The sequence below is a fragment of the Methylobacterium sp. V23 genome (assembly GCF_002917135.1).
Classification (GTDB): domain Bacteria; phylum Pseudomonadota; class Alphaproteobacteria; order Rhizobiales; family Beijerinckiaceae; genus Methylobacterium.
On sequence record NZ_PDHT01000022.1, the window covers coordinates 68,573 to 94,051 of the forward strand.

General features: G+C 65.0%; 20 protein-coding genes. 8 read left to right on the plus strand and 12 right to left on the minus strand.

Annotated features, from left to right (window positions below):
- Nucleotides 1-704: 704 nt before the first annotated feature.
- From CRT23_RS19355 to CRT23_RS19380, 6 genes are all read right to left on the minus strand, one after another.
- Nucleotides 705-1,544 (minus strand): aldo/keto reductase, encoded by an 840-nt coding sequence (locus CRT23_RS19355; RefSeq protein WP_103711207.1) that lies wholly within the window; start codon nt 1,542-1,544, stop codon nt 705-707.
- A gap of 59 nt (nt 1,545-1,603) precedes the next feature.
- Nucleotides 1,604-2,179, minus strand: coding sequence for a type 1 glutamine amidotransferase domain-containing protein (locus CRT23_RS19360; protein ID WP_103711209.1), 576 nt, complete (start codon nt 2,177-2,179; stop codon nt 1,604-1,606).
- Between the two features lie 199 nt (nt 2,180-2,378).
- Nucleotides 2,379-2,681: an antibiotic biosynthesis monooxygenase gene (locus CRT23_RS19365; protein ID WP_103711211.1), complete on the minus strand. Its 303-nt coding sequence runs from the start codon at nt 2,679-2,681 to the stop codon at nt 2,379-2,381.
- A gap of 406 nt (nt 2,682-3,087) precedes the next feature.
- Nucleotides 3,088-4,185 (minus strand): hypothetical protein, encoded by a 1,098-nt coding sequence (locus CRT23_RS19370; RefSeq protein ID WP_103711213.1) that lies wholly within the window; start codon nt 4,183-4,185, stop codon nt 3,088-3,090.
- Nucleotides 4,186-4,207: 22 nt separating this feature from the next.
- Nucleotides 4,208-4,813, minus strand: a complete 606-nt coding sequence (locus tag CRT23_RS19375; RefSeq protein WP_103711272.1) for a cyclase dehydrase — start codon at nt 4,811-4,813, stop codon at nt 4,208-4,210.
- Between the two features lie 69 nt (nt 4,814-4,882).
- The gene (locus tag CRT23_RS19380) at nt 4,883-6,055 is read right to left on the minus strand and encodes a zinc-dependent alcohol dehydrogenase (protein WP_103711215.1); all 1,173 of its coding nucleotides are present in this window, start codon (nt 6,053-6,055) and stop codon (nt 4,883-4,885) included.
- 354 nt (nt 6,056-6,409) lie between these two features.
- Here CRT23_RS19380 and CRT23_RS19385 point away from each other — a divergent pair, with 354 nt between their 5' ends.
- On the plus strand, nt 6,410-8,620 hold the full coding sequence (locus CRT23_RS19385; RefSeq protein WP_181017389.1) for a PAS domain S-box protein: 2,211 nt from the start codon (nt 6,410-6,412) through the stop codon (nt 8,618-8,620).
- 1,227 nt (nt 8,621-9,847) lie between these two features.
- On the opposite strand, the gene CRT23_RS19390 is transcribed toward CRT23_RS19385, so the two are convergent.
- Both CRT23_RS19390 and CRT23_RS19395 read right to left on the minus strand, forming a co-directional pair.
- The gene (locus CRT23_RS19390) at nt 9,848-10,987 is read right to left on the minus strand and encodes a hypothetical protein (RefSeq protein WP_103711219.1); all 1,140 of its coding nucleotides are present in this window, start codon (nt 10,985-10,987) and stop codon (nt 9,848-9,850) included.
- 298 nt (nt 10,988-11,285) lie between these two features.
- Nucleotides 11,286-11,765 carry an ArdC family protein gene (locus CRT23_RS19395; protein ID WP_245436381.1) on the minus strand — a complete coding sequence of 160 codons (480 nt, stop codon included), beginning with the start codon at nt 11,763-11,765 and terminating at the stop codon, nt 11,286-11,288.
- A gap of 173 nt (nt 11,766-11,938) precedes the next feature.
- On the opposite strand from CRT23_RS19395, the gene CRT23_RS27880 reads away from it, so the two are divergent.
- Nucleotides 11,939-12,538: a hypothetical protein gene (locus CRT23_RS27880; RefSeq protein WP_146056428.1), complete on the plus strand. Its 600-nt coding sequence runs from the start codon at nt 11,939-11,941 to the stop codon at nt 12,536-12,538.
- Between the two features lie 361 nt (nt 12,539-12,899).
- A complete protein-coding gene (locus CRT23_RS19400) occupies nt 12,900-13,928 on the plus strand; it encodes a hypothetical protein (RefSeq protein ID WP_103711221.1) in 1,029 nt (342 codons plus the stop codon).
- A 681-nt stretch (nt 13,929-14,609) separates the two neighbouring features.
- On the opposite strand, the gene CRT23_RS29230 is transcribed toward CRT23_RS19400, so the two are convergent.
- Entirely contained in the window at nt 14,610-14,774 is a 165-nt protein-coding gene (locus CRT23_RS29230; RefSeq protein WP_245436383.1) for a hypothetical protein, read from the minus strand.
- A gap of 775 nt (nt 14,775-15,549) precedes the next feature.
- On the minus strand, nt 15,550-16,761 hold the full coding sequence (locus CRT23_RS19410; RefSeq protein WP_103711223.1) for a hypothetical protein: 1,212 nt from the start codon (nt 16,759-16,761) through the stop codon (nt 15,550-15,552).
- Between the two features lie 1,023 nt (nt 16,762-17,784).
- Here CRT23_RS19410 and CRT23_RS19420 point away from each other — a divergent pair.
- Entirely contained in the window at nt 17,785-18,852 is a 1,068-nt protein-coding gene (locus CRT23_RS19420; RefSeq protein WP_146056429.1) for a hypothetical protein, read from the plus strand.
- A 32-nt stretch (nt 18,853-18,884) separates the two neighbouring features.
- On the opposite strand, the gene CRT23_RS19425 is transcribed toward CRT23_RS19420, so the two are convergent.
- Together CRT23_RS19425 and CRT23_RS19430 are read right to left on the minus strand one after the other, a co-directional pair.
- On the minus strand, nt 18,885-19,109 hold the full coding sequence (locus CRT23_RS19425) for a hypothetical protein (RefSeq protein WP_103711228.1): 225 nt from the start codon (nt 19,107-19,109) through the stop codon (nt 18,885-18,887).
- The gene (locus CRT23_RS19430) at nt 19,075-19,371 is read right to left on the minus strand and encodes a hypothetical protein (RefSeq protein WP_103711230.1); all 297 of its coding nucleotides are present in this window, start codon (nt 19,369-19,371) and stop codon (nt 19,075-19,077) included. Before CRT23_RS19430 ends, CRT23_RS19425 begins: the two co-directional genes overlap by 35 nt.
- A gap of 251 nt (nt 19,372-19,622) precedes the next feature.
- Here CRT23_RS19430 and CRT23_RS19435 point away from each other — a divergent pair, with 251 nt between their 5' ends.
- From CRT23_RS19435 to CRT23_RS19450, 4 genes are all read left to right on the plus strand, one after another.
- Nucleotides 19,623-20,396, plus strand: a complete 774-nt coding sequence (locus CRT23_RS19435) for a sigma factor-like helix-turn-helix DNA-binding protein (protein WP_103711232.1) — start codon at nt 19,623-19,625, stop codon at nt 20,394-20,396.
- On the plus strand, nt 20,393-21,028 hold the full coding sequence (locus CRT23_RS19440; RefSeq protein WP_103711234.1) for a hypothetical protein: 636 nt from the start codon (nt 20,393-20,395) through the stop codon (nt 21,026-21,028). The genes CRT23_RS19435 and CRT23_RS19440 overlap by 4 nt, the downstream gene beginning before the upstream one ends.
- Nucleotides 21,015-24,446, plus strand: a complete 3,432-nt coding sequence (locus CRT23_RS19445; RefSeq protein WP_103711236.1) for a UvrD-helicase domain-containing protein — start codon at nt 21,015-21,017, stop codon at nt 24,444-24,446. Before CRT23_RS19440 ends, CRT23_RS19445 begins: the two co-directional genes overlap by 14 nt.
- A 150-nt stretch (nt 24,447-24,596) precedes the next feature.
- Nucleotides 24,597-25,478: a multiubiquitin domain-containing protein gene (locus CRT23_RS19450; protein ID WP_103711238.1), complete on the plus strand. Its 882-nt coding sequence runs from the start codon at nt 24,597-24,599 to the stop codon at nt 25,476-25,478.
- Nucleotide 25,479 lies beyond the last annotated feature (1 nt).

Sequence of the window (25,479 nt, forward strand, 5' to 3'; positions counted from 1 at the left end):
CGCGGGAACCACGCGCCAGTCGATTGCTCGGAATGCATGCAGGCGGTTCAAACGAAATCCGCAGTTTTCATCCTCGGGAAGCGGGTAAGTTTTACCGGATGGTGATTTTTTGGACATTCAGGATACGGCCGAAGGAGCGTTTGCACGGCTTGGGTCGGAAAAGATCCCGAACAGTCGGCAGGAAACAGCCCCGGCAGCACAACCACATTGCCAGTGAGCGACAAACGTCTGTGGTCGGCCGTCTTGGGCGACGCTTGGAGGGCCGCGTTTTGATGGCCGCTGTATGCGGCGCGAAATTGCTCGCGCCGACGATAGAGAAGGCTGCCGCCGCCGGGGTAGACGGCGGCACAAGGTCCGTGGGCGTCTCACCGCTGCTGGCCCGGACGCCGGTGCCGCGTTCGGGCTGCATGATCAATCCAGCGTCGGACGCGAGGAGCCCCGATCGCGTCAAGACCAGCAGCAGAGGGATTGCCGGCCCGTGGAAGGCCAACACCATCGGCTCGTAGCGTCCGGCCGGTGGATCTCGGAACAGCCGCCACGTCAGCCGCGTGCGCTTGGGGGTGAGGATTCCCGTTCCGATACGGGCGTGAATCCCCTCAGGAATACGTCGAGGAGGACGGTCAGCATCACGACCGCGCCGAACACTCGCTCCGAGGCGCGCATCGCGATCCATTCCCTCCGCCTGCAGCGGATTTTCATGGGCCCTACAGCATGGGAAGCCGGCGCGGCCGGGAGCCGAGCGGGAATGCCGCGTCGATCCGGGCAAGTTCGGCTTCCGTCGGCTGCAGCGCGGCGGCGGCCGCGTTGTCGGCGACGTGCTCGGGGCTGGACGCCTTGGGGATCGTGAGCAACGACGGTCGCCGCACCAGGAAGCGGAGCGCCACTTGACGCGCGGTCGCGCCGTGGCTCGACGCGATCTCCCCCAAGACGCGGTACCCCGACGTGTCCGGGCCGGGAAAGCTGCCATGGCCGAATGGGCTGTAAGCGACCGTGGCGATCCCGTGCTCCTCACACCACGGCAGTACCGCGTGCTCGATGGCACGCTCCTGGAGGTGATAGAGGACCTGATTGCAGGCGATCCGGCCCTCGCCCCCGGCTTTCCAAGCGGCATCGAGGTCGGGCACGTCGAAGTTACTCACCCCCCAGGACAGGATCTTGCCCTGCTCGCGAAGCCGCTCGAAGCCGGCGAAGGTGTCCTCCAGTGGGTGCGGACCGGGCCAGTGCAGGAGGTAACAATCCAGCCTGTCGGTGCGCAGGCGCGCGAGCGAGCGCTCACAGGCCGCCACGGTCCCCGCGCGCGTCGCGTTGCTGGGGAGGACCTTGGACACAAGGAAGACCTCCTCGCGCCGTTCGGCGATAGCCTCGCCGACTACGGTCTCGGCGTCGCCGTACATCTCGCCCGTGTCGATGTGGGTCATGCCGAGGTCGAGACCCCGCCGCAGGGTCGCGACAGCGGTGGGTCGGTGCGCGTCGTCAATGTACCAGGTTCCCTGGCCGATCACCGCAATCTCGCGTGGCACAGGACCGAACGGACGCCGCTCCATGCTCTTCGGTCCCGACGGAGAAGGCGTTTGCTGCGCAGCGTCGACGGCGGCTTTCGGTTTCATTGGGCGGCTGCCTGTCGCGACGGTCCGCGTGCGCTCGCGAACAGCTTGATCACCTCCGGGTTGAAGGCCGGGATGTCGTCGGGTTTGCGACTCGTGACCAAGCCCTGATCGACGACAACCTCCTCATCCACCCACTCCGCCTGGGCGTTCTTGAGGTCGGTCTTCAGCGACGGCCAGGAGGTCAGGCGCCGTCCGCGTGCGGCCCCCGCCTCGATGATGGTCCAGGGGCCATGGCAGATCGAGGCCACGGGCTTGCGGGCGTCGAAGAAGGCCTTCACGAATGCGACCGCCTCGGGCAGCACGCGCAGCATGTCGGGGTTGATGACGCCACCCGGCAGCAGGAGCGCGTCAAAGTCCTCGGACCGGGCGCTGTCGAGGGGCATGTCCACCGGGAAGGTGCCGCCCCAATCCGTGAAGTTCCAGGCCTTCACCCGACCGTCCTTGGGCGACACGAGCCGGGTCTCGGCGCCCGCCTCGTCGAGGGCTTTGCGCGGCTCGGTCATCTCGATCTGCTCGAAGCCGTCCGTCACCAGGATCGCGACCTTCAGGTCGTTGAGGATTCCAGAAGTCATGTTCCTCTCTCCGTTCGACAAGGATTGGGTTCGGGACGCCCCTCACCGCCCGCTCGGACGCCGCGGCCCGCTCGAGGAGAGGGCGGGCCCTTTGAGGCGACGCCGGACTTGGACGGCTGAACGCTCAAATCGTCGTTCCTGCGGCCAGCATGAGCGCGTTCCCGGCGTCGGCCTGCGATCCATGGGGCACCGGCCCGCGCTACCGGGGAAGCTTCGAGGCGAGCACGTCGAATTCCTGGATCGACGGCGGCTCGGAGAACAGTTCGGACGCCTGTGCCTCCAGCGCCTGCGCGACGCCGCCGGAAAGATGGGCCTGCCGGCCCGCCTCGTCGGGGAAGGCGTCAAAAATTCCGAAGGTCGACAGTCCGATCCGAACGGCGAACCAGACTGTCGTCGCCGGCTCCTGCTCGACAATCGAAAGGCCGCCGCGCAGAAAACTTTCCACGTCGGCCTCTCTTCCGGGCTTCGCTTCCAGTCGTACGAAAAGCGCTTTGGTCACCATGGTGGGCTTCCTTGGATGGTGAGGATTGGTCGTTCCAGCCCCGAGCATTGGATGGATCTCCCAACTTGAAGCCGCGGCTTCTATGAGAAGCGTGTCATGCATTCCGCGATTGTATGATCCGGTAGAGTCCTAAGGTGTTGTCCGCAGCCCGACGCGAATATTCCTCAAGCTCAGCCAATTGCTCTACGTCGCAGGAACAGCGATGGCCTGCCGACGTTCGAAACCGGCAACGAAGCTTGAGGGCGACCCGTCTTCAGGGATCAAGACGCTGGGCCAAAGTCAGCTCTTCCGGTGCAATTTCTCGGCGGCGGAGCAGCGGCTCTCGAGAGCGCGTTCGACGAAGCCGACAGACCAGCGACAGCGAGCGCGTGCGGGCGCCGTTTTCGATACGCTCGGACGAAGCGTTTCAGGGGTGCGGCTCCCTCCCGGGTCTGAACTCTTCAATGTGGTAGGCCATCGCAGGGGCCAGTCGTGCGATGTGTGGCTGCCACCATGCCCGCAACGCGACATAGGTCTCTGGATCCGGCCCATCCGGTGGCGGCTCGACGCCGGCTTCCGAAAGCCGCCCGACGGCCGCTGCGTAGCGGGTACGCCATGCCTCGCGCTCGGTACAGTTTGCGTCGGCGGGCGCTGGCAGATCTCCGGGCAGGAACGTCGTTTCAAGCGTGACGACAAGCAGCATGGCGACGTGCCAGACCGCATCAACAGCGGCGCTCTCCTTGAGCCATGCGGCCTGACGATCTACAATTCCGCTTCGGATCAGCGACACCGTGTCGAGCGCGATGAACGCCTGCGCCGAGACGGAATAGAAGGGCTGTCGGAACCGGAAGTAGAACAGCACCGGATAGAAATGATGCGCCTCCTTCATTTCGGCGAGGGACCCGGCGACATCGGCCAGGTGGGTGTATCCGGAACTGAACTGTCCTCCGGGCCCGAGACGTGCCAGGAGTTCGGCCGCATCCGAGGTCTCAGCCGCCAGCAGATGCAGCTTCAGGCCGAGGGCATTGCGCTGCCGAAGCGCGCTGTAGACCTGCATCACGTAGGTCAGGACCAGCGACGTCACCGACATCCCGATGAGCGAGTTCACGAGGTAGAGGACCCGGTAGGCTGCCGTGGCCGGTTTGAAGTCGCTCGCCCCCACGATCGCGATGCTGCTGCCGCCCGCGTACAGGGCGGTCACGAAGTCGGCCGGGGTTTCGCCCCCGCTCGCCCGAATGGCCGTTCCCAATGCCGGGTGGATGATGAGGCCGGCTCCGAGGGTCAGCCCCATCGACCAGAAGAGAACGTAGACGATGAGGATGACCGGGCCGCAGGCGGAGAGTACCGCACCCCGCCGCCCTGCGAAGAGATCGCCGGCACGGCGGAAGATCGCCCAGATGAGATGGGCCACCCGGTCCGCGAACAAGCCCGTTCCGATGCGTGCGTAGAGGACGGTCAGGAAGACGTCGGCGAGGACGAGCCCCATCACGAGCGCGCCCGACACCTGCTCGAGAACAGGGAGCATGTGGCCTACCATTCCGTTGCGTTCAGGCGTTGGCCAATGTCCAGGGACGCATCGCCTCCGGGCCGATGATGTCGGACGGTGGCGTGACGTCGCGAGCCGCTCCCCGCATCGCCTCGGCAGGACGCTGAAATCCGCTGCGGCGGCGGTAGTCCCTTTTGACCTTCTCGGATGGAGCGAGGGGTGCCTTCGCGAGATTCTGCGCGCAGATCACGTCGACGGCGGTGACGCTCCCCAGAGCCAGAAGTGCCAGCAGCACGTTGTGCTTGCGGGGATTGGGGTCCTCAAGCCCGGGCAGAACCGTGGCGATGTCGAGCGCGTCCCCCGCGACGCGTGCCGAGATCCAGGGGGTCGGATCGCCTGAGCCCAAGATCCCAGCTCCTTGGACGAGTTCGCGCACGCCATAGGCCCGGATGACCGGGGCCGAGCGCGGCATTCCGAGCCAGCGCGCAATGGAACCGCCATAAGCGAGTTCGGTGAGACCGAGACCGATCGAGAACCAGCCGAGACCTTGGGCGAGCGCCCGGGTTCCGGGATCTGGCCTACGGCGCAGGTTCGAGGCGAGATAGCTCTGCAAAGGCGTCTGCGCGGGGGGGCGGCTCCGGTCGCGTGGGTACGGGGACTCGGACATGCTGGCTTCCTCGGTGGACACGGGGGCGAAGCGGCAGACGCGCCGCAGCACGGCGCGCTGCGGCGCCATTCAGGGCCGCAGTACGACCTTGATGCAGTTGTCCTTCTTGTCGCGGAAGGTCTTGTACATCTCCGGCCCTTGTTCGAGCCCCGCCCGGTGGGTGATGACGAAGGAGGGGTCGATCTGCCCGTCGGCGATGCGCTTCACGAGGTCGTCGGTCCAGCGGTTCACGTGAGTCTGGCCGGTGCGGACGGTGAGGCCTTTGTTCATCAGCGCACCCATCGGCATCTTGTCGACGAGGCCGCCATAGACGCCGGGGATCGAGAGGATGCCGGCGGGACGGCAGACATAGATCATCTCCCGCAGAACGCTGGCACGGTCGCTCTCCAGCATCACCGCCTGCTTGACGCGGTCGTAGACCTGTTCGAGCGCGCGCGGTGAATGGGCCTCCATGCCGACGGCATCGATGCACTTCTCCGGCCCCTTGCCGCCGGTCAACTCGTTGAGGCGCTCGACCACGCTCTCCTGGGCATTGTCGATGGTGATTGCTCCGCCCGCCCGAGCCATCTCCAGGCGCTCAGACACGCTGTCGATGCATACCACCTGCTTTGCGCCGAGGAGGATCGCCGAGCGGATCGTCATCTGACCGACCGGGCCGGCGCCCCAGATCGCCACCGTGTCGGTCGGCTGGATGTCGGCCTGCACCGCCGCCTGCCAGCCGGTGGGAAAGATGTCGCCGAGGAACAGAACCTGCTCGTCGCTGAGCTCCTGCGGCACCTTGATATGGGTCTTGTCGGCGAAGGGCACGCGGACGTACTCGGCCTGGCCGCCCTGGTAGCCGCCGGTGAGGTGGGTGTAGCCGAAAAGGCCTGCCGTGGTGTGCCCGAAGGCCTTTTCGGCCAAGTGCTTGTTGCGGTTCGAGCGTTCGCAGACCGAGAAGAAGCCGCGCTTGCACTGGTCACACTGGCCGCAGATGATCGTGAACGGAATCACCACCCGCTCGCCCTTCCGGAGGGCGCCGTTCACGCCCTTCCCCGTTTCGACCACCTCGCCCATGAACTCGTGGCCCATGACGTCGCCCTTCTCCATGCCGGGCATGACGTGGTCGTAGAGGTGCAGGTCCGAGCCGCAGATCGCACAAGCGGTGACTTTGATAATCGCGTCCCGGTCGTCCTGGATCTCGGGATCCGGAACCGTATCGCATCGAATGTCTTGCGTGCCGTGCCAGACCAGAGCTCTCATGGTGATCTCCTCGGAAGCGTCGGTGACGATTCATCCCCGTCGCCCGAGCGGCGAGCTATCCGGATGATCCCTAGGGAGGTTCCCGAGTCGCGGCTCGTGGAGCAGCCTCACCCGGACTGGCCGGGCCTACCTGTTGCGGCTACGGGCCGTAGCCCCGGGGACAGGCACGACACCATCGACGATGTTGTGCCGGCGCTGAAATTTTCATCGCTGCCAGTCGCGTATTCGCCTATCGCGAGAAAGCAGAAGACGTGCGATACGTATGGGTACTGAAGGAAAATTTTGAACATCAGCCCGTTGTGACTTAGGAGGGCGGATGTCATGTCGAGTCGGTCACGATCAGAAGCTCGGCCGATGGCGACCCGCGACTTCGCCGTCGAACGAGCGCTTCGCGCTCAAAGCCCCCTGCTCGCATCGATCCTGGACACCCTGCCCCTCGGCGTCGGCATCTATGACCATCACGGGCATCTCGTTCATTCCAATGCGCTCATGCACCCTTACGTCGGGCTGATCGGGCAGGCGTCGCGCGATCCGACTCTGATGGATCGCTGGCGGGGGTACGAGAGCGATGACGGGCCGATCACGCCCGATCGCTACCCGGGCAACCGGGCCTTGCGCGGCGAGACGGTCCTGCCGGGAGTCGACTTCCTCCACATCGAGCAGGACGGACTGGAACGCTGGCTTCGTGTCGGCGCAGCGCCCGTCCGCGGCGAAGGCGAAGCGATCGTCGTCGTCCAGGACATCGACGATCTCAAGCGGGCCACGCAGCGAGTCGACGCCGCATCGGCGGAACTGGCGAGCCAGTCCCGCTTCCTCGAGGCAAGGCTCTCCTCGATTCCCGATTTCGTCTACGTCTTCGATCCCGAAAAACGCTTCGCCTACGCGAATGCGGCCATGCTGGCCCTTTTCGGCCTGTCCTCCGACGAGATGCTGGGTAGAACCTTCGCGGACCTCGACTACCCACCGGAGCTGGCCGATGAACTCGATGGCCACATCGACCGCGTCCTGAACGACGGCGTCACGACGCAGGGCGAAGTCTACTACCGGAGCCCGACGGGCTCCGGCGCCTACTTCGACTTCCACTGGGGGCCCATCCGCGCCGATGACGGCTCGGTCGAGTTGGTCGTTGGCGTTTCCCGAGACACGAGCGAGCGGCGCGCCATGGAGGAGAAGCTCAGGCGGAGCGAGGCTCGCCTCAGGGCCGCAACCGAACTCGTAGGTCTCGGCATCTACTCATGGGACCCGGTCACCGGCGTCCTCAACTGGGACGCGCGCGTGCGCGAGATGTGGGGCGTGCCCCCTGACGCGCCGGTCGACGTCGGCGTCTTCGAGGCGGGAATCCACCCGGAGGACCTCGCGCGGGTCCATGACGCCATCGCGGCCTGTGTCGATCCGGCCGGGGACGGGAGCTACAACATCGAATATCGGCTGATGAGACGCGACAGCGGCGAAATCCGGCATGTCGCGACGTCCGGTCGGACGACCTTCGCGGACGGACGCGCCGTCGGGTTCATCGGCGCCGTGAACGACGTCACGGAGCAACGCCGTGCCGAAAGGTTTGTCCGTGAGAGCGAGGCGCAGTTCCGCAGCTTCGCGGAGCATAGCCGAAGCCTTCTCTGGATCGGCGATCCGGAAGCCGGTCAGATCGTCTATCGAAGTGCCGCCTTCGAGCGGATCTGGGGCGTGCCGTGCGCGGAAGGGCCGACCGCGTTCAGTGAATGGATCAAAGATGTCCACCCCGCCGATCGGCAGCAGGTCGAACGGTCGCTCGGGCTTGTCCGAGCCGGTGAGGCGGTGCAGTTCGAGTACCGGATCATCCGTCCCGGGGACGGCGCGATCCGCTGGCTGCGCGAGACCAGCTTTCCGATCCGGGACGAGAACGGTACAGTCCATCGATTGGGCGGGATCACTGCCGATCTGTCGAACCAGGACGAGCATCAACTCTACATCGTCAGCACGAAAGTCGGTGAGGCGCGACGGCTCGCGAACCTGGTTCGGAGCCTCGAATATCGTGTCCGAACCTTCGACAGCGCATCTGCTTTCCTCGACATGGCCCCGGTCCTCACGCCCGGTTGCGTGCTCGTCGACGTCCGGCAGTCGAGGAATGAATGCCTTGTGATCCCGCGGGAACTGAAGGCGCGTTCCATCGCGTTGACGACCATCGCGCTCGGTTCGCCCACGGCAGATGTCGCCTCGGCGGTCGCCGCCATGAAGGCTGGCGCCATCGACTTCGTGCGCCTGAGCGATGAGGATGCACCCCAATCCGCGCTGCTGATCGCGATCTCCGAGTGTCACAGTGACGCCCGGCCGACGACATCCGATGAGAGCGCTGCGGCGCGGTTGGCGCGGTTGACGCCTCGAGAACGCCAGGTCCTCGTCGGCCTCGTCGACGGTGGAACCAACAAGACGATCGGCCAGCACCTCGGTATCAGCCCCCGCACGGTGGAACTGCACCGCGCCCAAGTCATGAACCGCCTCAACGCGGCCAGCCTGACGGACCTGCTCCAGACCGCGCTGGCCGCAGGGATCGTGCCGTCGGGCTGCGTCGGTCGCGATCAGCAATAGCCTACCTAGGATCGTTCCGATCCTGTTCGGCCTGCCTTGGCAGCCCCAGGGGGAAGAAGCTTCTGAGAGCATTTTCGCTCAGCCGATGGCGATCGCATGTGCCCCGGCAGGCAGATTCGACGATTGCAATCGCGAGCTGACGTCGTGTCTCCGCCGCGAAGCGATCGGCCGCGCAAGTGAGGTTTGCAGCGAGCATCGAGGTCCAAGCCAGATCGAACCCTTCGCACATCGCTTTGACAATATCGGGAGTGAAGACCGCAGCGTTGGGGTCCATTCGTTCGCGGTGCGAGCCCTCCCAAATCCCCGGTGTCCAACCAGCCGAAGACCGCCGATGTATACTGCCCTTCATTCGTGCCTCCCCTGATCAGTCAAGAAGGCACTCTGCCAAGGCAAACGCTACCCGGCAGCTCTCTAAGGGAAGCTACATACGGCAGAGGTGGCGGCTCCTTCTTCGGCAACCCGGCGGCGAACAGGTGTCCAGGGACAACGAGGGAGAGCGAGGCCGCCGTGTCTTTGAAAAGGCATCATCTGCCGTAGGCATGCGCTGCTCATCGGCTCAGACGTGTTCCCCCGGCTGTCGTGTCCATCGCTTATGGCGCACGATCGCCGACATGCTCCGCGTGCATCGAAAGAGTTTCAGAACCGCTCGAAGCGAAAGCGGCCTTGCCAGACAAACTCGCTTCGATGAGACGCCATTCCGAGCCGGAACGCCGGTATCAGCCAGCGGCAGCGGATCAGAGGTGTCTCGCCATATGTCCGCTTCTGCACATCGCATCGGGGAACGCGAACGACTGCGTTGGGTCGGTTGCGGAACGTCCGCTTCGAGCTCTTTTTTGCCCCTTTGGTCTCACTCAACCTGCCGACGAGTTGCCGCCATATTGCCGACTTCTAAGTGGGGCTGAGCTACAGCTCGTTGGCGCTGGTAAAGGGCGAATGTGGGCAGAAGTATTTGGTCGAGTGCTCCATAGTTTTAAACACTTGGCTGCGTCCAATTTCGCGGGAATTGTGAGATGTCGCCTTTGGGTCTTGGGCGCTTGGTCGTCCAGCTGTTGGGTAGGAGAAAAGCACCAGCCCCCGTACTCATTGGCAATGAAGGGGCGAAGTTTCAGGCGGTGATACGGTCAGGATGGTTGGTTTGGTTGCGCTGACAGCGCTTGATCTCAGCCTGGCGGACGTGATGTGCCTGGGCTGAGACCATGCTGCTGTGATGAAGATGGAAGCGGCGGTTTAGGCGGTACGGGCGCGTCGCTGTGCCGTTCGGTCAGCGAAAGCGGCGGCAGTGAACAAGTTGTTGGCCGCGGTTGGGACGTCGTTGAGGTGGAGTTCGCCGTCCACGAGCCACCAGTCGGTGTACCGGCGGTGTAGCGCGCAAGCGTGCTCGGGGAGCCCAGCCGTCGCTAGGGCTGCAATCGTCCGTTCCAGCGTCAGGGGAATAAAGGGGATGCGGCCGGTCGAGGCTGAGTGCAGGTGGCGGGCGTAGGTCGTGGCCGCGGCTTGGGCGAGATAGTTGTGGCTCGGCGCGATTAAGGCAACGATGGCCTGGTCCGCTAGGCCTTGGTCGAGGATCGAGGCGGCGAGGCAGTGCTGCCGGAAGAGCTGTTGGCAGGGATTGGAGACAAGGCCGGGGTCGGCTGCGTCGATGAATAGGTCGGTTGTCAGGGCAAGGGTCGCGTATCGTTCGTTGAGACGCGGGGATGGTTCGTAGGCGCTCTCGCTGTATTTCACCTCGATGCCGATGAAGACGCGCTCTCCTGTGGCTGAGCGGCCGCGGATGGCAAGGTCGAAGGCAGTGCCATCGGCGGTGAATCGGGCGTCGCCGCGGCCTGGACTGTGCTCGAAGAGAAGGTCTGTCACTTCGGCCATGGCCCCTGGCAGGAGGTCGGCGATGAAGCCGGTAGCAAGGTCGAGGTCGCGGGCGAGCAAGCCGAATAGGTTGAACGTCAGGGGTTGAGACGAAAGCAGGTTCGTCTTGAGCCGGTCCACATCATAGACAGCTCCTGGTTCGCGGTAGTGCAGGGCCTGCGCCACGACTGGGATGATGCGGGGATGAAGGAAGTTCGCGCCGTCCCCGCCGGCAGACATGCTGATGCGTGAGCCTAAGCGTCGGCGTCGGCTAGTGGTGTTGTCGGGGTAGTGGCCGATGGCGAGGTCATGGTCCTCGCGCCACAGTGCTTGAAGGAAGCGGGCCGCTGCCTTGAAACGGTGATCAGCGGAGACGAAGACATGGTGCTGGCGGCGCTGACGCTCGGGGATGAGCGGTACCCAAGGCAGTGTTCCGAGGTTGCTGGGATCGAGTAGTGCCAGGTCAGCAGATGAAGCAGCGAAGTCGCTGGCCGCGGGCAACGGTATGAGGGCATTGGTGGCCATAATGAAGTCCTGACATGCGGCCGCGGTTTGCGGTCGAGTCAGGGTTCCCGTCTGAGATGAAGAACTGAACGGGATTAGGTCGACGGCAAGAGCTTAGTGGAAGCGACGAAGGTCAGTATGGCCGTGCAGGCAGAGGACGCTCGTCGGCCACGTCCGCGGGATGGGAGCGTACGATCACGTCGTACTCGTCGCTGTAGCTGTGGCCGTCCGCAGCGTACAGGCAGGCCTGGTCTGCGCTGCAATACCCGCCGCGCTGGCTGGTTGGCCTTGGGGTAGTCTGCAACGTGCAGGGGGGTTGTCATTTTATAGTCGCTGAGGAAGCCCGTGCACACTCGATTGAGCTGTCACCATTCGCAGCGATGCGTTGGTAAGTCGCGCAGCGCGCGTCGGCGTAGCCGTTGGACTGCGCCGCGCACCAAAGCGCCAGGACGTTGATGCCGCGGTAGCGTCGGCCGGTGAGGGCGTTATGCGGCATTGGGTCGGCGCCGTGCCAGGGTGGCGTCCAGGACGCGGGGTCGACGGTCTCGAGGTGAGAAAGGATGGCAGCGGCGACGCGGGCGTGCAGGTCGGTGGGCCTGTCAAAAGGCCTTAGTGCCCATCTTTGACATGGGCGATTCGGTGGGTTTCCCGGCTCGATCTGTTGACCATACAGCGGATCTTGAATCAATTTGGTGCCGCCGCGATTGCCAACGGCGATATCGCCCCCTATTTCATGAAGTGCTGTTAAGCGTTCCTGGCAAGCCAGGTATGCCGACTTGAAAGAGGTTTGCCGTCTCACAGGGGCGGACTATCCCTTGTTGGGCCTGCCCTTAGACTAGGTGCCCCGGGATAGGTCGGTCGCTCGTCTCAGATCTTTAGAGACCACGCGTCGTAAGCGTGTTGGTCAACGTACGCCGATCATAGGGTTGATACCCTCGTTGACGGCGTGGTGACTAATGTCTGGAGCTGAAAATGAGTGATGTGTTCAAGAAAAATAGTGCGTCTTCCATTGGTGAGACGCATATAGAAGACATGCTAACCGCTTCCGTTGTGCCGAATACACCAGCCGAATCTTGTCAGGTTGTTGGCGAATTTGCCGTGCACTGCGCTGATACGACCGAGCCGTTGGGCGGTATTGACGGCGAGGGGAAAATCTCCGAGGCCGACGTTGGTGGAATATCGTGCCGCCGTTTCGATGAGATGATTCGCGAGGCGCAGCTCGGCAAAATCGAGGCGGTTGAGGATCGGTCTGATCGGGCAGACCTGATTGCACGGTTCGCCTTACCAGGAGCCTGCGAGAGGTCGCGTAAGCTGATCCTTTCGGTGGAGGGAGCGAGCGTCATGGGGTGTGCGGTACAGGCACTCCTGAATGGGCCAATTCGTACAGCGCCCGCGGCTCTCGCCCCCTTGGTCAGGGAAGTTCATAGTCAGCTGGAGGCCGCATATCCGGCGCACCGTCGGCGTAGGTCCCGGCCGGCTGCGGATCGGCAGTCTTTATACACAAGCTTGACGAAGCTTGCTGAGGAGCTTTGCACGCAAGCCAGCGGAAAGCTGAATTCAGAGGCGGCCTGACGGTACAGCAGTTGAGCAAGCGCGTATAGGGAGCGGCGGTTCCGTATCTCGCCTTTCTCGTCACGCAAGAGCACGCTTGGCCGCGCCTTCCCATAAGGCGCGGTCTTGTTGTTCCATTGGTCCGACATGGGTTGCTGCCCTGTTTCAGTAATGTCTCTGACGAAACAGTCTGAGGCGCAGTACCGGATGTCGCGATAGATTCGCGAGTTTCTCAATGGTTTCTAAGCCCCGTTCCGTGTTCTGCCGCAGTCGGTATCTAGACGGTGATGCGTGGTCAAAGGCGCTGTACCATGGTGGTGCTGTGCCAGGTGTCGACTTTCATCTCGGTCGTGTCACCGGGTACCATGGTGAGCTGCTGCGGATGATGTGGGATGAGCCACCAGACCGGCTCAGTAATTCTGGCTACATCCAGATGTATCAGGCGCAGCGTCCTGACACCTTCGTGAAAAAGCTGCCGTCCCGCCGCTGGGCTGAACGTTCGTCGCGGGCTAGCTCTTCTTCTCCTTCGATACCCACCTTCATCACGGAAAAGGAGTTCGCCGAGCACTATACTGCTGCTGCGTTTGCCGGTCATCACGACTTGACTTGCGAGACTTCGGTAACCCTATGGTGGGGTGCGCTCGGCGCACGAGATGGAGCCAGTGCGCAGAGGGTCTTCACGCAGTTTCGGAAGCACTTGAACGAGTGGATGTACGAGCGGCATCTGCCCACGGTGTACTTCTTCGGCCACGAGAATAGCCAGCGGATCGGGTTGCATACCCATCTCGCTCTATATCTGTGCCTGTCGACGCACACCCGTTCGCCGCAGCGCGATGAGTTCCGCCGGTGGGCGATGGAGTGGCCGGAGCGGAATGGGTATGGGTCCTGTCCGCGGGCCATCCGTGTCACCGGCCCGGCGAAGCGGACGCGCTGGCTGCACTGGCACCACTTTCACTATCAGGTGAAGGGCTACGATCCTCAAGCGATCGTGCGGCGGGCCTACAACTCGCCATTCGGAACCGATGTGTTGTTGGGCGAGCTGATCGCGTGGCCTTGGCAGGATCCGGGCGTGGTCACAATGATGCCGCGCCTCGGTTCGTGTTTGAACCTGGGCCCCGCTCGCCGCGAGATCGGCATACCGAAGCACTGTGACGAGCTTCGCAACCCGCCGCAGCCGAAGCGGCCGGTGGTGCCGCGGGTGATGAGTCTTGGGGAGCAGTTGCGGTGCCTCCGGCAGCCGGAGGCACCGCGCCCTCCGTTCATATCGCGGTACGAGGATGGGTGGCGCGATGTTCGCTGGCTGTACCCGCGGGAGTTCAACACGCGGGTGACGAAGTTGTCCTACGAGCCTGAGCCGCCGCGGCGGCCTCCGCCGTCGGACGACTTCATGCTGGAGATAGAGCTGATCTGACGCGCCGTAAGGTCCGGTGTCCTGCCTCGTTGGGCTGGACGCCGGTCTCGTCGATCCAGCCACCGTACCGTCCGCAGTACGGTGAATGAGGGGGCGCTCGCATCAGCGAGCGCCCCCTTCTCGTTTAGGTAGCCTTATCGTCGCCGGTGATGCCGAGCATCCCTGTGGCGAGCGCCTTCTTGGCTATGGGCTGGGGCGGCGAAGGCCGTTTGCGTGCCTGCAACATCTGCCTCGTCTGGGACGGGGCAGATGGGTGTCGGGGCGGGCGTAAATAACTACGAACTGGTAGTGAGTTACCCGGGGGTCGAGGATGGGTTTGTGACTATACGCGGCCTTTTTGCCGTTTCGGTCCCCATCTTTTCGGCGACGTCCACGCTCGTTCCTGAACGGCAGAGCCGGAGCGCCCGATGCGGTTGGGCCGGTGGCGTCTTTCCCAAGGTGTCCCGCCGGGCTGACGAATCGGGCAGGAGTTTGTCGGCCCCGGTCGCTGTCCCGTCGCTTGTTGCGCCAGACTGGCGGGGGCGAGCTGCACCTCGCGGGCTGCCGTTTTGGCCCCGTGTCGGCAGAATGCCCGTGGTCAGAGGTGCCAAGTTTCAGACACTTGACGGGCGGTGAAGCGGCGCGAGAAGGGCGATGGCGGAACGCGGGTGGTGCCGCCATGGACGGTGAGGTCGGTGGCCTTCATGCTGTCGCGTGTGCCTGCTCCGCCAAGCGGCGGAGGCAGAGATCGGCGAGGTCGCTGAGTGCATCCGTCAGGTCGTTGGGCCACCACGGTTCGCGCACGAAGTGGACGGACAGGGTCGCGCGGGTGGCGATCGTCGGCCCCGGCTGGATCTGCGGCGTCAACTCGATGGTCAGCGCCAGGGCGGGTGTCTCGTCCCCCTCAGGAAGGGCCGCCTCGTCGTCGGCTGCGGCCGTGACGCGGGTGCTCGCGGCATGCTGGGTCCGGAGCGGGCGGGCGCTCGCTGATGTCGCCGCACTGACTGTACAGCGTGAGTGCGCCGCATCTGTCGGGAGCAGGATTGAGGTCGATCGCGATCGGGGGTGGTCGTTGCGGCTCCGCCGCGGGTGGCCTGAACAGCCATGGATGCTGCAGGGATCGCGCGAGGTGGCGTGGGGCAGTGTCGATCAGGCGGCTCGTCGTGAACGTCGCGATGTCGCGGCGGTGATAGATTTGGTGGTGGGTGGGCATGAAGGGGCGCCCCGTTGGAGGGACGCCGCACCGGGACTGCAGCGACGGTTATGGGTAGGGGTGCTAGGAAGTGGCGCCCGTTGTGATCAGGCGTATAAGTACAGATCAGGTAAGTCGTGTCTGCAGCAGGGTTCCGGTGCGGCGCCGTCGATCGACAGGTCCCGTTTTAAACTATAGTGATTCGGTTTGATATAGAGCAGCTTCGTAGGGCCCTGATGAATCTATCGAGGTTTTGTGCCAGGTGGGGGGATTGTGGCAGGTCTGTGCTGAACACGCTGCCTGAACCGAAAGCTCGATGCTTCGGTGGTGAGCGCGGGTGGCAGTGGTCCACTGCGGAAGCCCCGGCGCGGTTCGTCTGCTGTGCCGGGGATGAAGCGGGGTGCGGTCGCCGATCCGGTCAGGGCGGGCGACCGCTGTGATGGGGCCGTGTCAGGCGGCGTGAGCGACCCGCTTGACGAAGGGTCGGGTCGCGCGCGCCTGGTTCCGCCGCGACGGCCGCGTCGGGGCGGAGGGTATGTTGGTCATGGTCCGTGCGCTCGGTACCGTGGTGGGGACGGGTGCGGGTGCGGTCGCCGCGGCAAGGTCGAGTTCGCCGTCGACGAGCCAGAAGTCGGTGTAGCGCCGGTGTAGCGCGCGGGCGTGGTCCGGGCGGCCGGCTGTCGCTATTGCCGCGAACGCGTGTTCAAGGGTCAGTGGCACGAACGGGATCGGGCCAGCCGGCGGGTCGGTGAGCTGGCGCGTGTAAGTTGCTGCCGCTGTGTGCACGAGCTGGTTGTGGGCGGGGGCGATGAAGGCCAGCGTCGCTGTGTCCGCAAGCCCGGCCGTGAGCATGGCACTCGCGAGGCAGTGCTGCCGGTAGAGTTGCTGGCAGGCAGAACCCGTGAGTGTCGGGTCGTCCGGGTCCACGAACAGGCCGAGGGTGGTGCGGGCGATCTGTGTGTGCCGCGGGTGGGAGGGCGGAGCGGGCTCGTGACCGGCTTCGCTGTACTTGATCTCGATGCAAATGAGCGCGCGGGCGCCGGTCGCGTCCTGGCCGCGCAGGACAACGTCGTAGGCGGTGCGGTCAGCAGTGAAGCGTGGGTCGCCGCGGCCCGGCGAGTGCTCGAACAGGATGTCGGTGACTGTGGTCAACGTCCCGGGGAACAGCTCGGCGACGAAGCGGGTGGCGAGCTGCAGGTCGCGGGCGAGCGGGCCGAACAGGTTGAAGGCGAGCGGCTGCGAGGACAGTAGGTTGGTCTTGAGGCGGTCGACGTCGTAGGCCGCGCCCGGCTCGCGGTAGGCGAGCGCCCGGGTAACCACCGGGACGATGTCCGGATGAAGGAAGTTGGCTCCGAGGGTGCCTGCTGCGGTCGAGATGCGCGAGCCGAGGCGGCGGGGGCGATGCGGCTCGCGGCGGTCGACGTGGGTGCCAATCGCCAGTCCGCGGTCCTCACGCCAGAGCGCTTGGAGGAAGCGGGCGGCGGCCTTGAAGCGGTGATCGGCGGCGACGAAGACACGGTGTCGGCGGCGGGCGGTCTCGGGAATGAGGGGTACGCGGTTGATCGTACCGAGGTCGCTGGGGTCGAGAAGAGCGCGGGCGGCGGCCGCGAGGGGGGCGGGATCGTCGGCGGTGACGGGTGGCAGCGGTGCGGTGATGTCCATTGGGGTGGTCCTGGGTCACGGCCGCGGGGGTGCGGCTGGACCAGGGTTCCCGGACGGGGCAGCGCGATTAACGACGGAGGACGGTGCGGCTTGGACTCCTGCCAAGCGGCCGGCGCGCATCGGTGAAGCCGGGCGGGTGCCTGGGCGTCGTCGCCGGTCGAGGTGCTAGTCCGCCAGGGGGGCGCAGTCGCCGTCGTCCACGTCGGCGGCGGTACGGCAGAATGCCGGCAGGGGGCGTAGGGAAGGTAGGCGCAGGTAGTGCACAGCCACCACCGCCGCCGCTCGGCCGGCTGCGTACGCCTCGTCCTTGGTCTGGCTGATGTTTTCGCGAAGATAGCCGGTCCGAAAGCCGGGATGCACTTGCCGCCGTGCGTCAAAGCGCCGTCGCGCCTTCCGAGATGCGCCACAAGCGGACGTTCGAGTTCGACCTCACGTGAGTCTGCTTACTGGGCGACTTCGGACACCTATGGCAAGGCGCCCGGCGCTCATGACATTTTGAGGTCGTGCTACAAGAATAGCGAACGTGGAGTGGATCGTCATGGCGATCCTGCTCTGCGCCAAGCCTGCGCCGCGGAGGCTGGAATGATGTGTTGGCTGCGTAGGCGAACGGCTATCCGTGCCGCCCAAACGAAGCGCGCCGAGGACGATGCGGCCGACGTCATCGCGCGCTTCGGCGGCCAAGCCTACTGCGTCGCCCAGAAGCGCGATCGCGAGAGGACTGGCTAATCCATCGACGTCGAACGTCCGGCCGGCCACTGGTCGATGGTGCAGCTCCGCATCGCGGCGCTGACCGGCAAGGAGATCGGCCTCGACACGGCCACGCGCTACAAGCGGAAGCGATGACCCGCTCCGAGGCGGCTGCCGGCCCGATCGGCGACGCGACCGAATAACAACTCTGTACGGCAAACGACAAGCACTCAACAGGTTGTCGGCCAAGCCCGCTTGCCACCTTGACGATGATCGGCAGCATCATCCGTTGCCGAGCGTCACCCAGGGCGCGTCCTGGCACACGTGGGGCGCACGATGGCGGGCAGGGCGGGGACACTCACGGTCGGCTTGTTCCTGACGGCGTTGGGCGGCGGGGGATGCTCAACGGTCGTCCCGGCCCTGCCGGACGATACGCAACTCGCCGTCGGCAGCGTGGTCAAGGGCGTCCAGTGCGAGATGCGGGAGGCCGTCCTCGTTGCGACGCAGGGAGGGCGACGGCCCTGGCTCTTGGATTGGGAAGCGGCCTACGCCCTTACACTGAACGTCACGGAGACGGGTTCCGTCAAAGCGATCGGCGCGAGCCCCGTCACGGCGCCGACCTTAATCGTCGGCCTCAGCGCCGGTGCCAACGCGACGGGCACACGCCGGCGGATCGCCAAGCTCAACTTCGTCGCCAAGCTGTCCGAGATCCGAGGGTACCACTGCTTGGGCTACCGCGAGGTCAGGGACCATCCGTTCGTCACGGAGCGATCGCTGGGTCGGGCGGGACTTTCGGAATGGCTGAACCGCGCGCTCGACGCCGTCGATCCCGCGGGTCCCGATGACGGGACGACACCTCGCGCGCTCAGGCCGGCGAGCGTGGGGCACACCTTCGAGTTCATCGTCGAGGTCGATGCCAGCGCCGGCGCCGGGTTCGCGCTGCTGCCGACGGGCGGCGCCACGTTCGGTCCCTCGGGGACGGCCGGTCGCACCGACGACCACAGCCTGGAGGTGACGTTCGCCCCGGCGAAGACCGTGGTGAAGACGGTGAAGGTGCCGAAGACCGTCGTCATACCGGGGCGAGCCCCGACCCCGGAGGAAACCCGGGAACTCGTCCGCCTCAACGCGGCGGCGACCGACCTGGAACTCCAGCTCAATCAGCCCGAGATGCAAATCCAGGGATTCGACAGGCTCAGTCCGGGGGAGCAGGGCCGCAGGAAGGCGGAACTCTCCGCGCAGGTCCAGCGCAACAGGGAGGCGGCCAGCAGGATCGAGGACCGGCTGAAGCCGCAGACGCGAACGATACGGGAGACGCGGACCACCGTCGAGACCTTGCCATCCAGCGCCCAGGAAGCGTTGATCCAGCTGCAGTTCGAGCGGCTCCTGTCGGTGCCGCGTTTCTGAGGGGACGCGCGGCACCGGCAACGGGCTCGGCGCTACCGCACGAAACCCTTGAAGAGGTCAGACAGGGCCACGTAGTTCTCCATCGAGGCCATGTCGCGCGGATGGATCCGGTCCTTGCCGAAGAACGGGAACAGCCTTACGTCAAAGCAGGCTCGAAGCCAGTCGATGGCCGTGCGGACCCGCGGGATCCGATCGACGTCCGGGCGGTACGTAAGCCATACATCAAGGCGAAAGCTCAGGCTGCAATCGACCGGCACGAGCCCGGTCCGCAGGGCGCCGATGTAGGTCGGCAGCTAGCCGATCCCGGCCCCCGTTGGCGACGGCCAGCATTTGGGCGCTGCTGACGTCGGTCTTGATGGCCACGAAGGGCGGCCGCTCCAGGTCGGGCAGCGTCTTGCCGTAGGTCGACAGGGTCGTGGTCTGCTCGGCGACCTGGAACACCAGCGTGTGATCGCAGAGCTCATCGGGACAGGTCGGCAGCCCCCTGCGCTCCGCATACGACCGCGCCGCGAAGGGCATGGTGTGAAGGAACCCGCCTTCACCGCTTGGCCAGCTGCGCTCACCCGACCGGCTCCGCCGGCCAGGCTACCCGTGGAGCAAAGGCCGATGCTGCACTAACTCTACCCCCGGACTACCCCGTGGGGGGAGATCAGAGGTGGGGATAGGGGGCGATGTGACCTCACCGCCCTTGGCCTACGCATATTTTGGCTTCGGACCTTGGACTTTGGAAAGCCGCGGGTATCATCCTCAGGCTGAGGCATGGATACAACATGGCGCCACCCCTGACGCGGAGGAAGAAGAACGGTGAACTGTATATGCGCACACCTTCGGTCGAGGCAGCCATCGACCGCGCATCGACCCTGGATTTCGAGACGCTGATCCGGGAGGCTCGGATCCAAGTTCCTGGCAAGGCCGGCTACATGGAGCCGGAATGCCTACTCCATCTCCTCAGATGGACCCGCATGGACAACAGCGATGCTCGGTTCCAACGGCTCTTCGAGGTGTTCTTCGAGCGTGTCGAGTGCTCCTTGAAGGGCTCCGTTCGTGACATCGGGCTTTACGACCCGCATGAGATGAGGTCCGAGATCGTCGACAAACTGGTCGACATCATCGTCGAGGACAGAAACTCCCCGGGCACCAAGCTGGATTTCTTCGAGGCAAAATTCGCCAAGGCCCTGGCGGCCCTGCGCATCGACGTCCTGAGGAAATCACAGCGAGAGGCCGACCGCACCGACCACGTCGAGGAGATGAGCGGCGACGACGGCGAGGATCTTCCATCCCTGACCAGTCAGATTCGCCTGGCTTTCGCCGAAAAGGGTTCCGAACAGGAAAAAGAACATTTCCGGAACGAACTTCTGCGCGCGATCGACCGGTTGCCAGCCCGTGAAAGGGAGGCCGTCACGCTGGCCCTCGAAGGCCATCGCATCGAGGGCGCTGACGAGGAAACCATAGCGAAGCTTTGCGGCGTCTCGGATCGGATGGTGCGTTATCGTCTGGCGAAGGCGTACGAGAAGCTGCGTCGCGAACTCGGAGAGAGACGATGACGAGCACCGGCACCGTGCCCACCGTTCAAGAGATCCTGCTTACATTCGCCACCGAGGGCGACCCGACACCCAAGCGATTGGAGGCCTTTTCCAAGGAGTATCCGGAGTACCGGCGAGAGCTGACGAGCTTGGCCGTCGACTTGGTCCTCGATCCATCACGGCAGGCCCAACCGGCCGACGCTTCCACGACAAGGATTGTTTCCTCCGCATGGGCACGGTTCCAGGCCGGAACGGCCGGTAGGACGACAGCATCGCAAGCATCGGGCGGCGTTCAGGTTCTACCCGATGTCTTCGACGCGTTCGCAGGTCCTCTTTTTCCCAAACTTGCCGCTCGAATAGGGGTCACGCCTGTGTTCCTCCTGAAGGTCAGGGACGGCCTGATCGAGGCCGCCGAGTTTCCACGGGCGCTGTCGAACCTGATCGCGGAAGAGGTCGGCCACAGTGCGGATATCGTTCGTGCCCTTCTCGAACGGCCAGCTTCCATGCCCGAAGGCACGATGGCGAAGGCGGACGGCAAGCCGGAAGTCGGAAAGAAACAGACTTTCCAGGAAGCCGTTCAGAGTTCCGGACTGAGCGAGGAACAACGGAAACGCCTTATCGCGATGGCAGAGGCGGAAATTGGATCCAATTGAGGCTGCAAGGAAACGTGCCGCACGCATACATGCGGAAACGGTGGAGGGCGGCGGCGATCCCTGGCAGCCGTTCGATATCGCCGTTCGTGCCCTCGAACGACATGGACTTTGGCATCAGCCAGTCGTCGCCGGCGACGTCTCGCTCAATGGTGGTCGCGCCCGGCTCGATCCAAAATCCAAGGGCGTGGTCTACGGGGAGACCGGCTCACTGGGTGGCGACGCGCTCCTGATCGGGCATGAACTCGGACACGTCGTGATGCACGGCGTGAACGTGCCTATCGTCACGACGCGCTCCGATCCCGCACGGTCAGCCGAGAGCGGCAACGCCGTGGAGCGCTTGGCGGACTATGGGCGTGGCGAGCGACGGGAAATCCAGGCCGACCTCTTCGCGCGGGAACTCGTGCTGCCGCGCGCGACCGCGCGACTGCACCATCGAGCCGGGATGACGGCGTCGGAGATCGCCGCCAAGCTCGGTGTCGGTACAGACGTCGTCATGCAACAGATGCTGGACGCGCTTCTCCTTCCCGTCGTGCAGGACGAGGCGCCCGACCAGGAAGCGGTCTCGCTGCTCCCGGACCTAAGCCAGGACATCGCCGTCGCCCACCGAGACAGTCCATTTCTCCTGCAGGCCGGCCCTGGGACCGGGAAGACCAGGACGCTCGTCAAGAGGATCGCGGGCCTCGTCGACGAAGGCATTGACCCGAACGGCATTCTCGTCCTGACCTTCTCGAACAAGGCCGCCGGCGAACTCATGGATCGCCTCGCCGAGACACGGCCCGAAGCCTCCGCCTCAGTCTGGACGGGCACCTTCCACTCGTTCGGGTTGGACGTGATCCGACGGTTTCATGAACGTTTCAGCCTTTCCGCGAGCCCGAAGCTCGTGGACAAGGCGACCGCAATCACGATGCTTGAGCGGGTGGTGGCGAGCCTGCCGTTGGACCACTACCGCGACCTCTGGGATCCGACCTCGAACCTCTCCGACGTCCTGTCCGCGATCTCACGCGCGAAGGATGAGCTCGTCGGCCCAACGCGGTATCGGGAGTTCGCCGATGCGATGGTCGTGGTCGCCGAGGATGATCCTGCCCGGTTGCGCGCGAAGCGGGCCGTGGAAGAGGCGATTATCTACGACGCCTACGAGCGCCTCCTCGCCGCCGAGGATGCCCTAGACTTCGGCGACCTGATCATGAAGCCGGTCATGCTCATGGCCGATCATCCCGAGATCGCCGAAGCCCTCGCCTTGAGGCATCGTCACATCCTGGTGGACGAGTATCAGGACGTGAACCTCGCAACCGTCCGCCTCATCAAGGCGCTGGCCGCGGATGACGGCGAGCGCCTGTGGGTCGTGGGGGACGTGAGGCAGTCGATCTATCGGTTCCGAGGTGCGACCTCGGCCAGCGTGGGTGCGTTCGAGGCGGACTATCCACGGGCCAGGATCGAGTCCCTCGGCGTGAACTATCGTTCGCGCGCGGAGATCGTCGACACGTTCAGCGCCTTCGCGACCGACATCGAGGTTTTCAGGTCCTTCGAGCCGCTCTCGCTCGAACCCGCTCGCGGGGCATGCGGGCGTAAGCCGACCCTGTACGAGGCCGGCACCCCTGACGACGAGATCTCGGTCGTGGCAGCCTCGATATCGTCCGCGCAGGCGTCGGGGACGCAGTTCCGCGACCAGGCCATCCTTTGCACGACGAACGACCGGCTGACGCAGTTCGCGGAAGGGCTCACGACGAGGGGCATTCCCGTCCTCTATCTCGGACCGATCTTCGAGCGGTCGGAGATCAAGGACCTCCTCTGCCTGCTGTCGCTCTTCCACGATCCTCGTGCCGCGAGCATCGTCCGCATATCGACGATGCCGGGCTTCGAGATGGACCTGGCCGACGTCGCCCTGGTCGCCAACCACCTCGCCGCGCATTCCTCGACGCCGTTGTCCTGGCTCGACGACCTCGGCTTGATAGACGGGCTCACGCCCGAGGCCATGAACTCGCTCCGACGTCTTCGCGACGCGTGCGCCGGGTTCGCAGAGCGCGCGCATCCCTGGACGGTGGCGAGCGTGCTCGTCGTCGACCGTCTGGGCATCGCCGGGCGGATCGATGCCTCCGATACACTCGCCGACCGGATGCGCGGGGTCGCCATCTGGCAGTTCCTGAACTTCCTCAAATCACTCCCGTCAGAGGGCGAGTACCCGACGCAAGCGGCCCAGCGTCGGATCCGACAGCTCATCGCCCTCGACGAGGACAAGTCGCTGCGTCACTTCCCCGACGCGGCCCTTCAGATCGACGCGGTGCGCGTCATGACCATCCACGGATGCAAGGGGTTGGAATTCCGGATGGTGCACGCGCCGGGTCTCATCAAGACCGGCGTGCCCAGGAAGGCCACCCCCCCGTCCTGCCCACCACCGGACAAGATGATTGCTGGTAGCGACGACCTCTCCGGCGCCGATGCATCCGTGGCCGGCCATGACGAGCAGGAAGCCTGCCTGTTTTTCGTCCTGTTGTCGCGCGCTCGGGACGATCTCCGTCTGTACCGGTCGACCAAGCAGAAGAACGGCAACAATCGCAACCCATCGGATTACCTGAGCAAGGTCGCAAGAACGTTGGGGGCGTCGCCTGTGGCGGCGGCTTTGCCAGGACCGTCGAGACCGACCGGCTCCGGACCGGTGCGGGTCGTCTGGGAAGTGCCATTCGAGGTCGACCCGCGACATCTCGATTCTTATGGAAAATGCGGGCTTCGCTTCTTCTACACCTACCTGTTGGGCCTCGGCGGCAGACGTGGCGAGACGCCGTACATGCTCATGCACAACGCGGTACAGGAGACGATCCGATGGCTGGATCGAAACTTCGATGCGGCGGTCGGCACGCCCGATGGTTTCGACGAGGCGTTCGAGGCCGCCTGGGCGCGTCACGGTCCGGTCGAACATGGGCATGCCGACGCGTACCGCGCGATAGCGGAGCGGATGCTGGGCTTCCTCATCGGGCTGCGCTCGGAACCCGGTCGGATGCTTCCCGCTGACATCAGGCTCGAAGCCGGTGGCGGCCACGTCGTCCTGAGGCCGCATGACGTGGTGCGTGACCCCGACGGCAACCTGATCGTCAGGCGCGTATCCACCGGCCGGGCGCTGAAATCCATCGAGACGGAGATCGAGTACGCGATCCTCCACACCGCGGCCCAGGAGGCATTTTCCGAGGACGTGACCGTCGAGGCGGTCCATCTTTCGAGCGAGACCCGGCAGCATGTTCCAATGCCCGCGGCGAAAAGGGCGCAGCGGCTCGCGGCCATCGCCGGGCATATGACTAACATCAGGTCCGGGGTCTTCCCACCCAATCCAGGGCGTGCCTGCCTTCGGTGCCCGCATATGCACGCCTGCCCCGGCCTCCCCGACGGCGACACCGTGGTGCGTCGGGCCCTGGTGAGAGGCCCGTGACGCGGATGCGGGCGGCCTGGCGCGGCCCGGACCCTGGACCCTGAAAAAAAGGTTTGGCCTGGCCGTTTCCGGTTTCGCCTTTCCCTTTCGATCAACCTTCGACGGGCCGGGAAGGATGGCTTCCCGCCCCGAAGATCGAAAGGCAACGACATGAACCCCAACGACGGCCACGGCCACTCCGACCACCGCCCTCCCAACTGTTACAAAGTCGAGATCGGCGACGAGAACCTGAACTTCCGGACCGTCGAGATCGACGATCCCGTCCCCACGGGGCGCCAGCTGATCAAGGCGGCCGGCGGCCACCCGGCCGAGGAGTTCGTCGCATCCGCCTTCATGCCCGACGGCACGCTGGAGGACCTGCGCCTCGACGAACTGTTCGACCTGCGGCACCACGGGATCGAGCGCGTGATCGTCGTGCGCACGGATCGGTCCTTCCGCATCCTCATCGACGACAAGGACATCGAGTGGCCGAAGCCGGTCGTCAGCGGTCTCGTCCTTAAGCGGCTGGCCGGCGTCGATCCCGCCAAGCACGACGTCTATCAGGAGATCCGCGGTGCCGACGACATCCTCGTCCGCAACACCGACCTGATCGACCTCACGAAGCCCGGCGTCGAGCGCTTCTTCACCGCCGTCGCGCAGACCACGGAGGGCCTCTTGGCCCTCCCCCCGCGCGACGCGAACTACCTCGAAACCCGTGGTATCGCCCATGACGTCTTCGAGGAGGGCGGAAGCCGCGGCATCATCCTCCGCGGGTTCACCCTGCCGGTGGGGAAGTTCTCGGTCCCCGCGGCCGACATCCTGATCCTCCTGCCGCCCGGCTACCCGGACTGCTCGCCGGACATGTTCTACTGCATCCCGTGGCTGACCTTCGCGACGACGGGCACCGAGCCCCGGGCGACCCAGGTTCGGCAGCAGTTTCAGGGTCTCACGTGGCAGCGCTGGTCGCGGCACAATCACGAGTGGAGGCCCGGCATCGACGGGCTCCACACCATGGTCAAGCGCGTCGAGCGCGCCCTCGAAGAGGCCGCCTGAC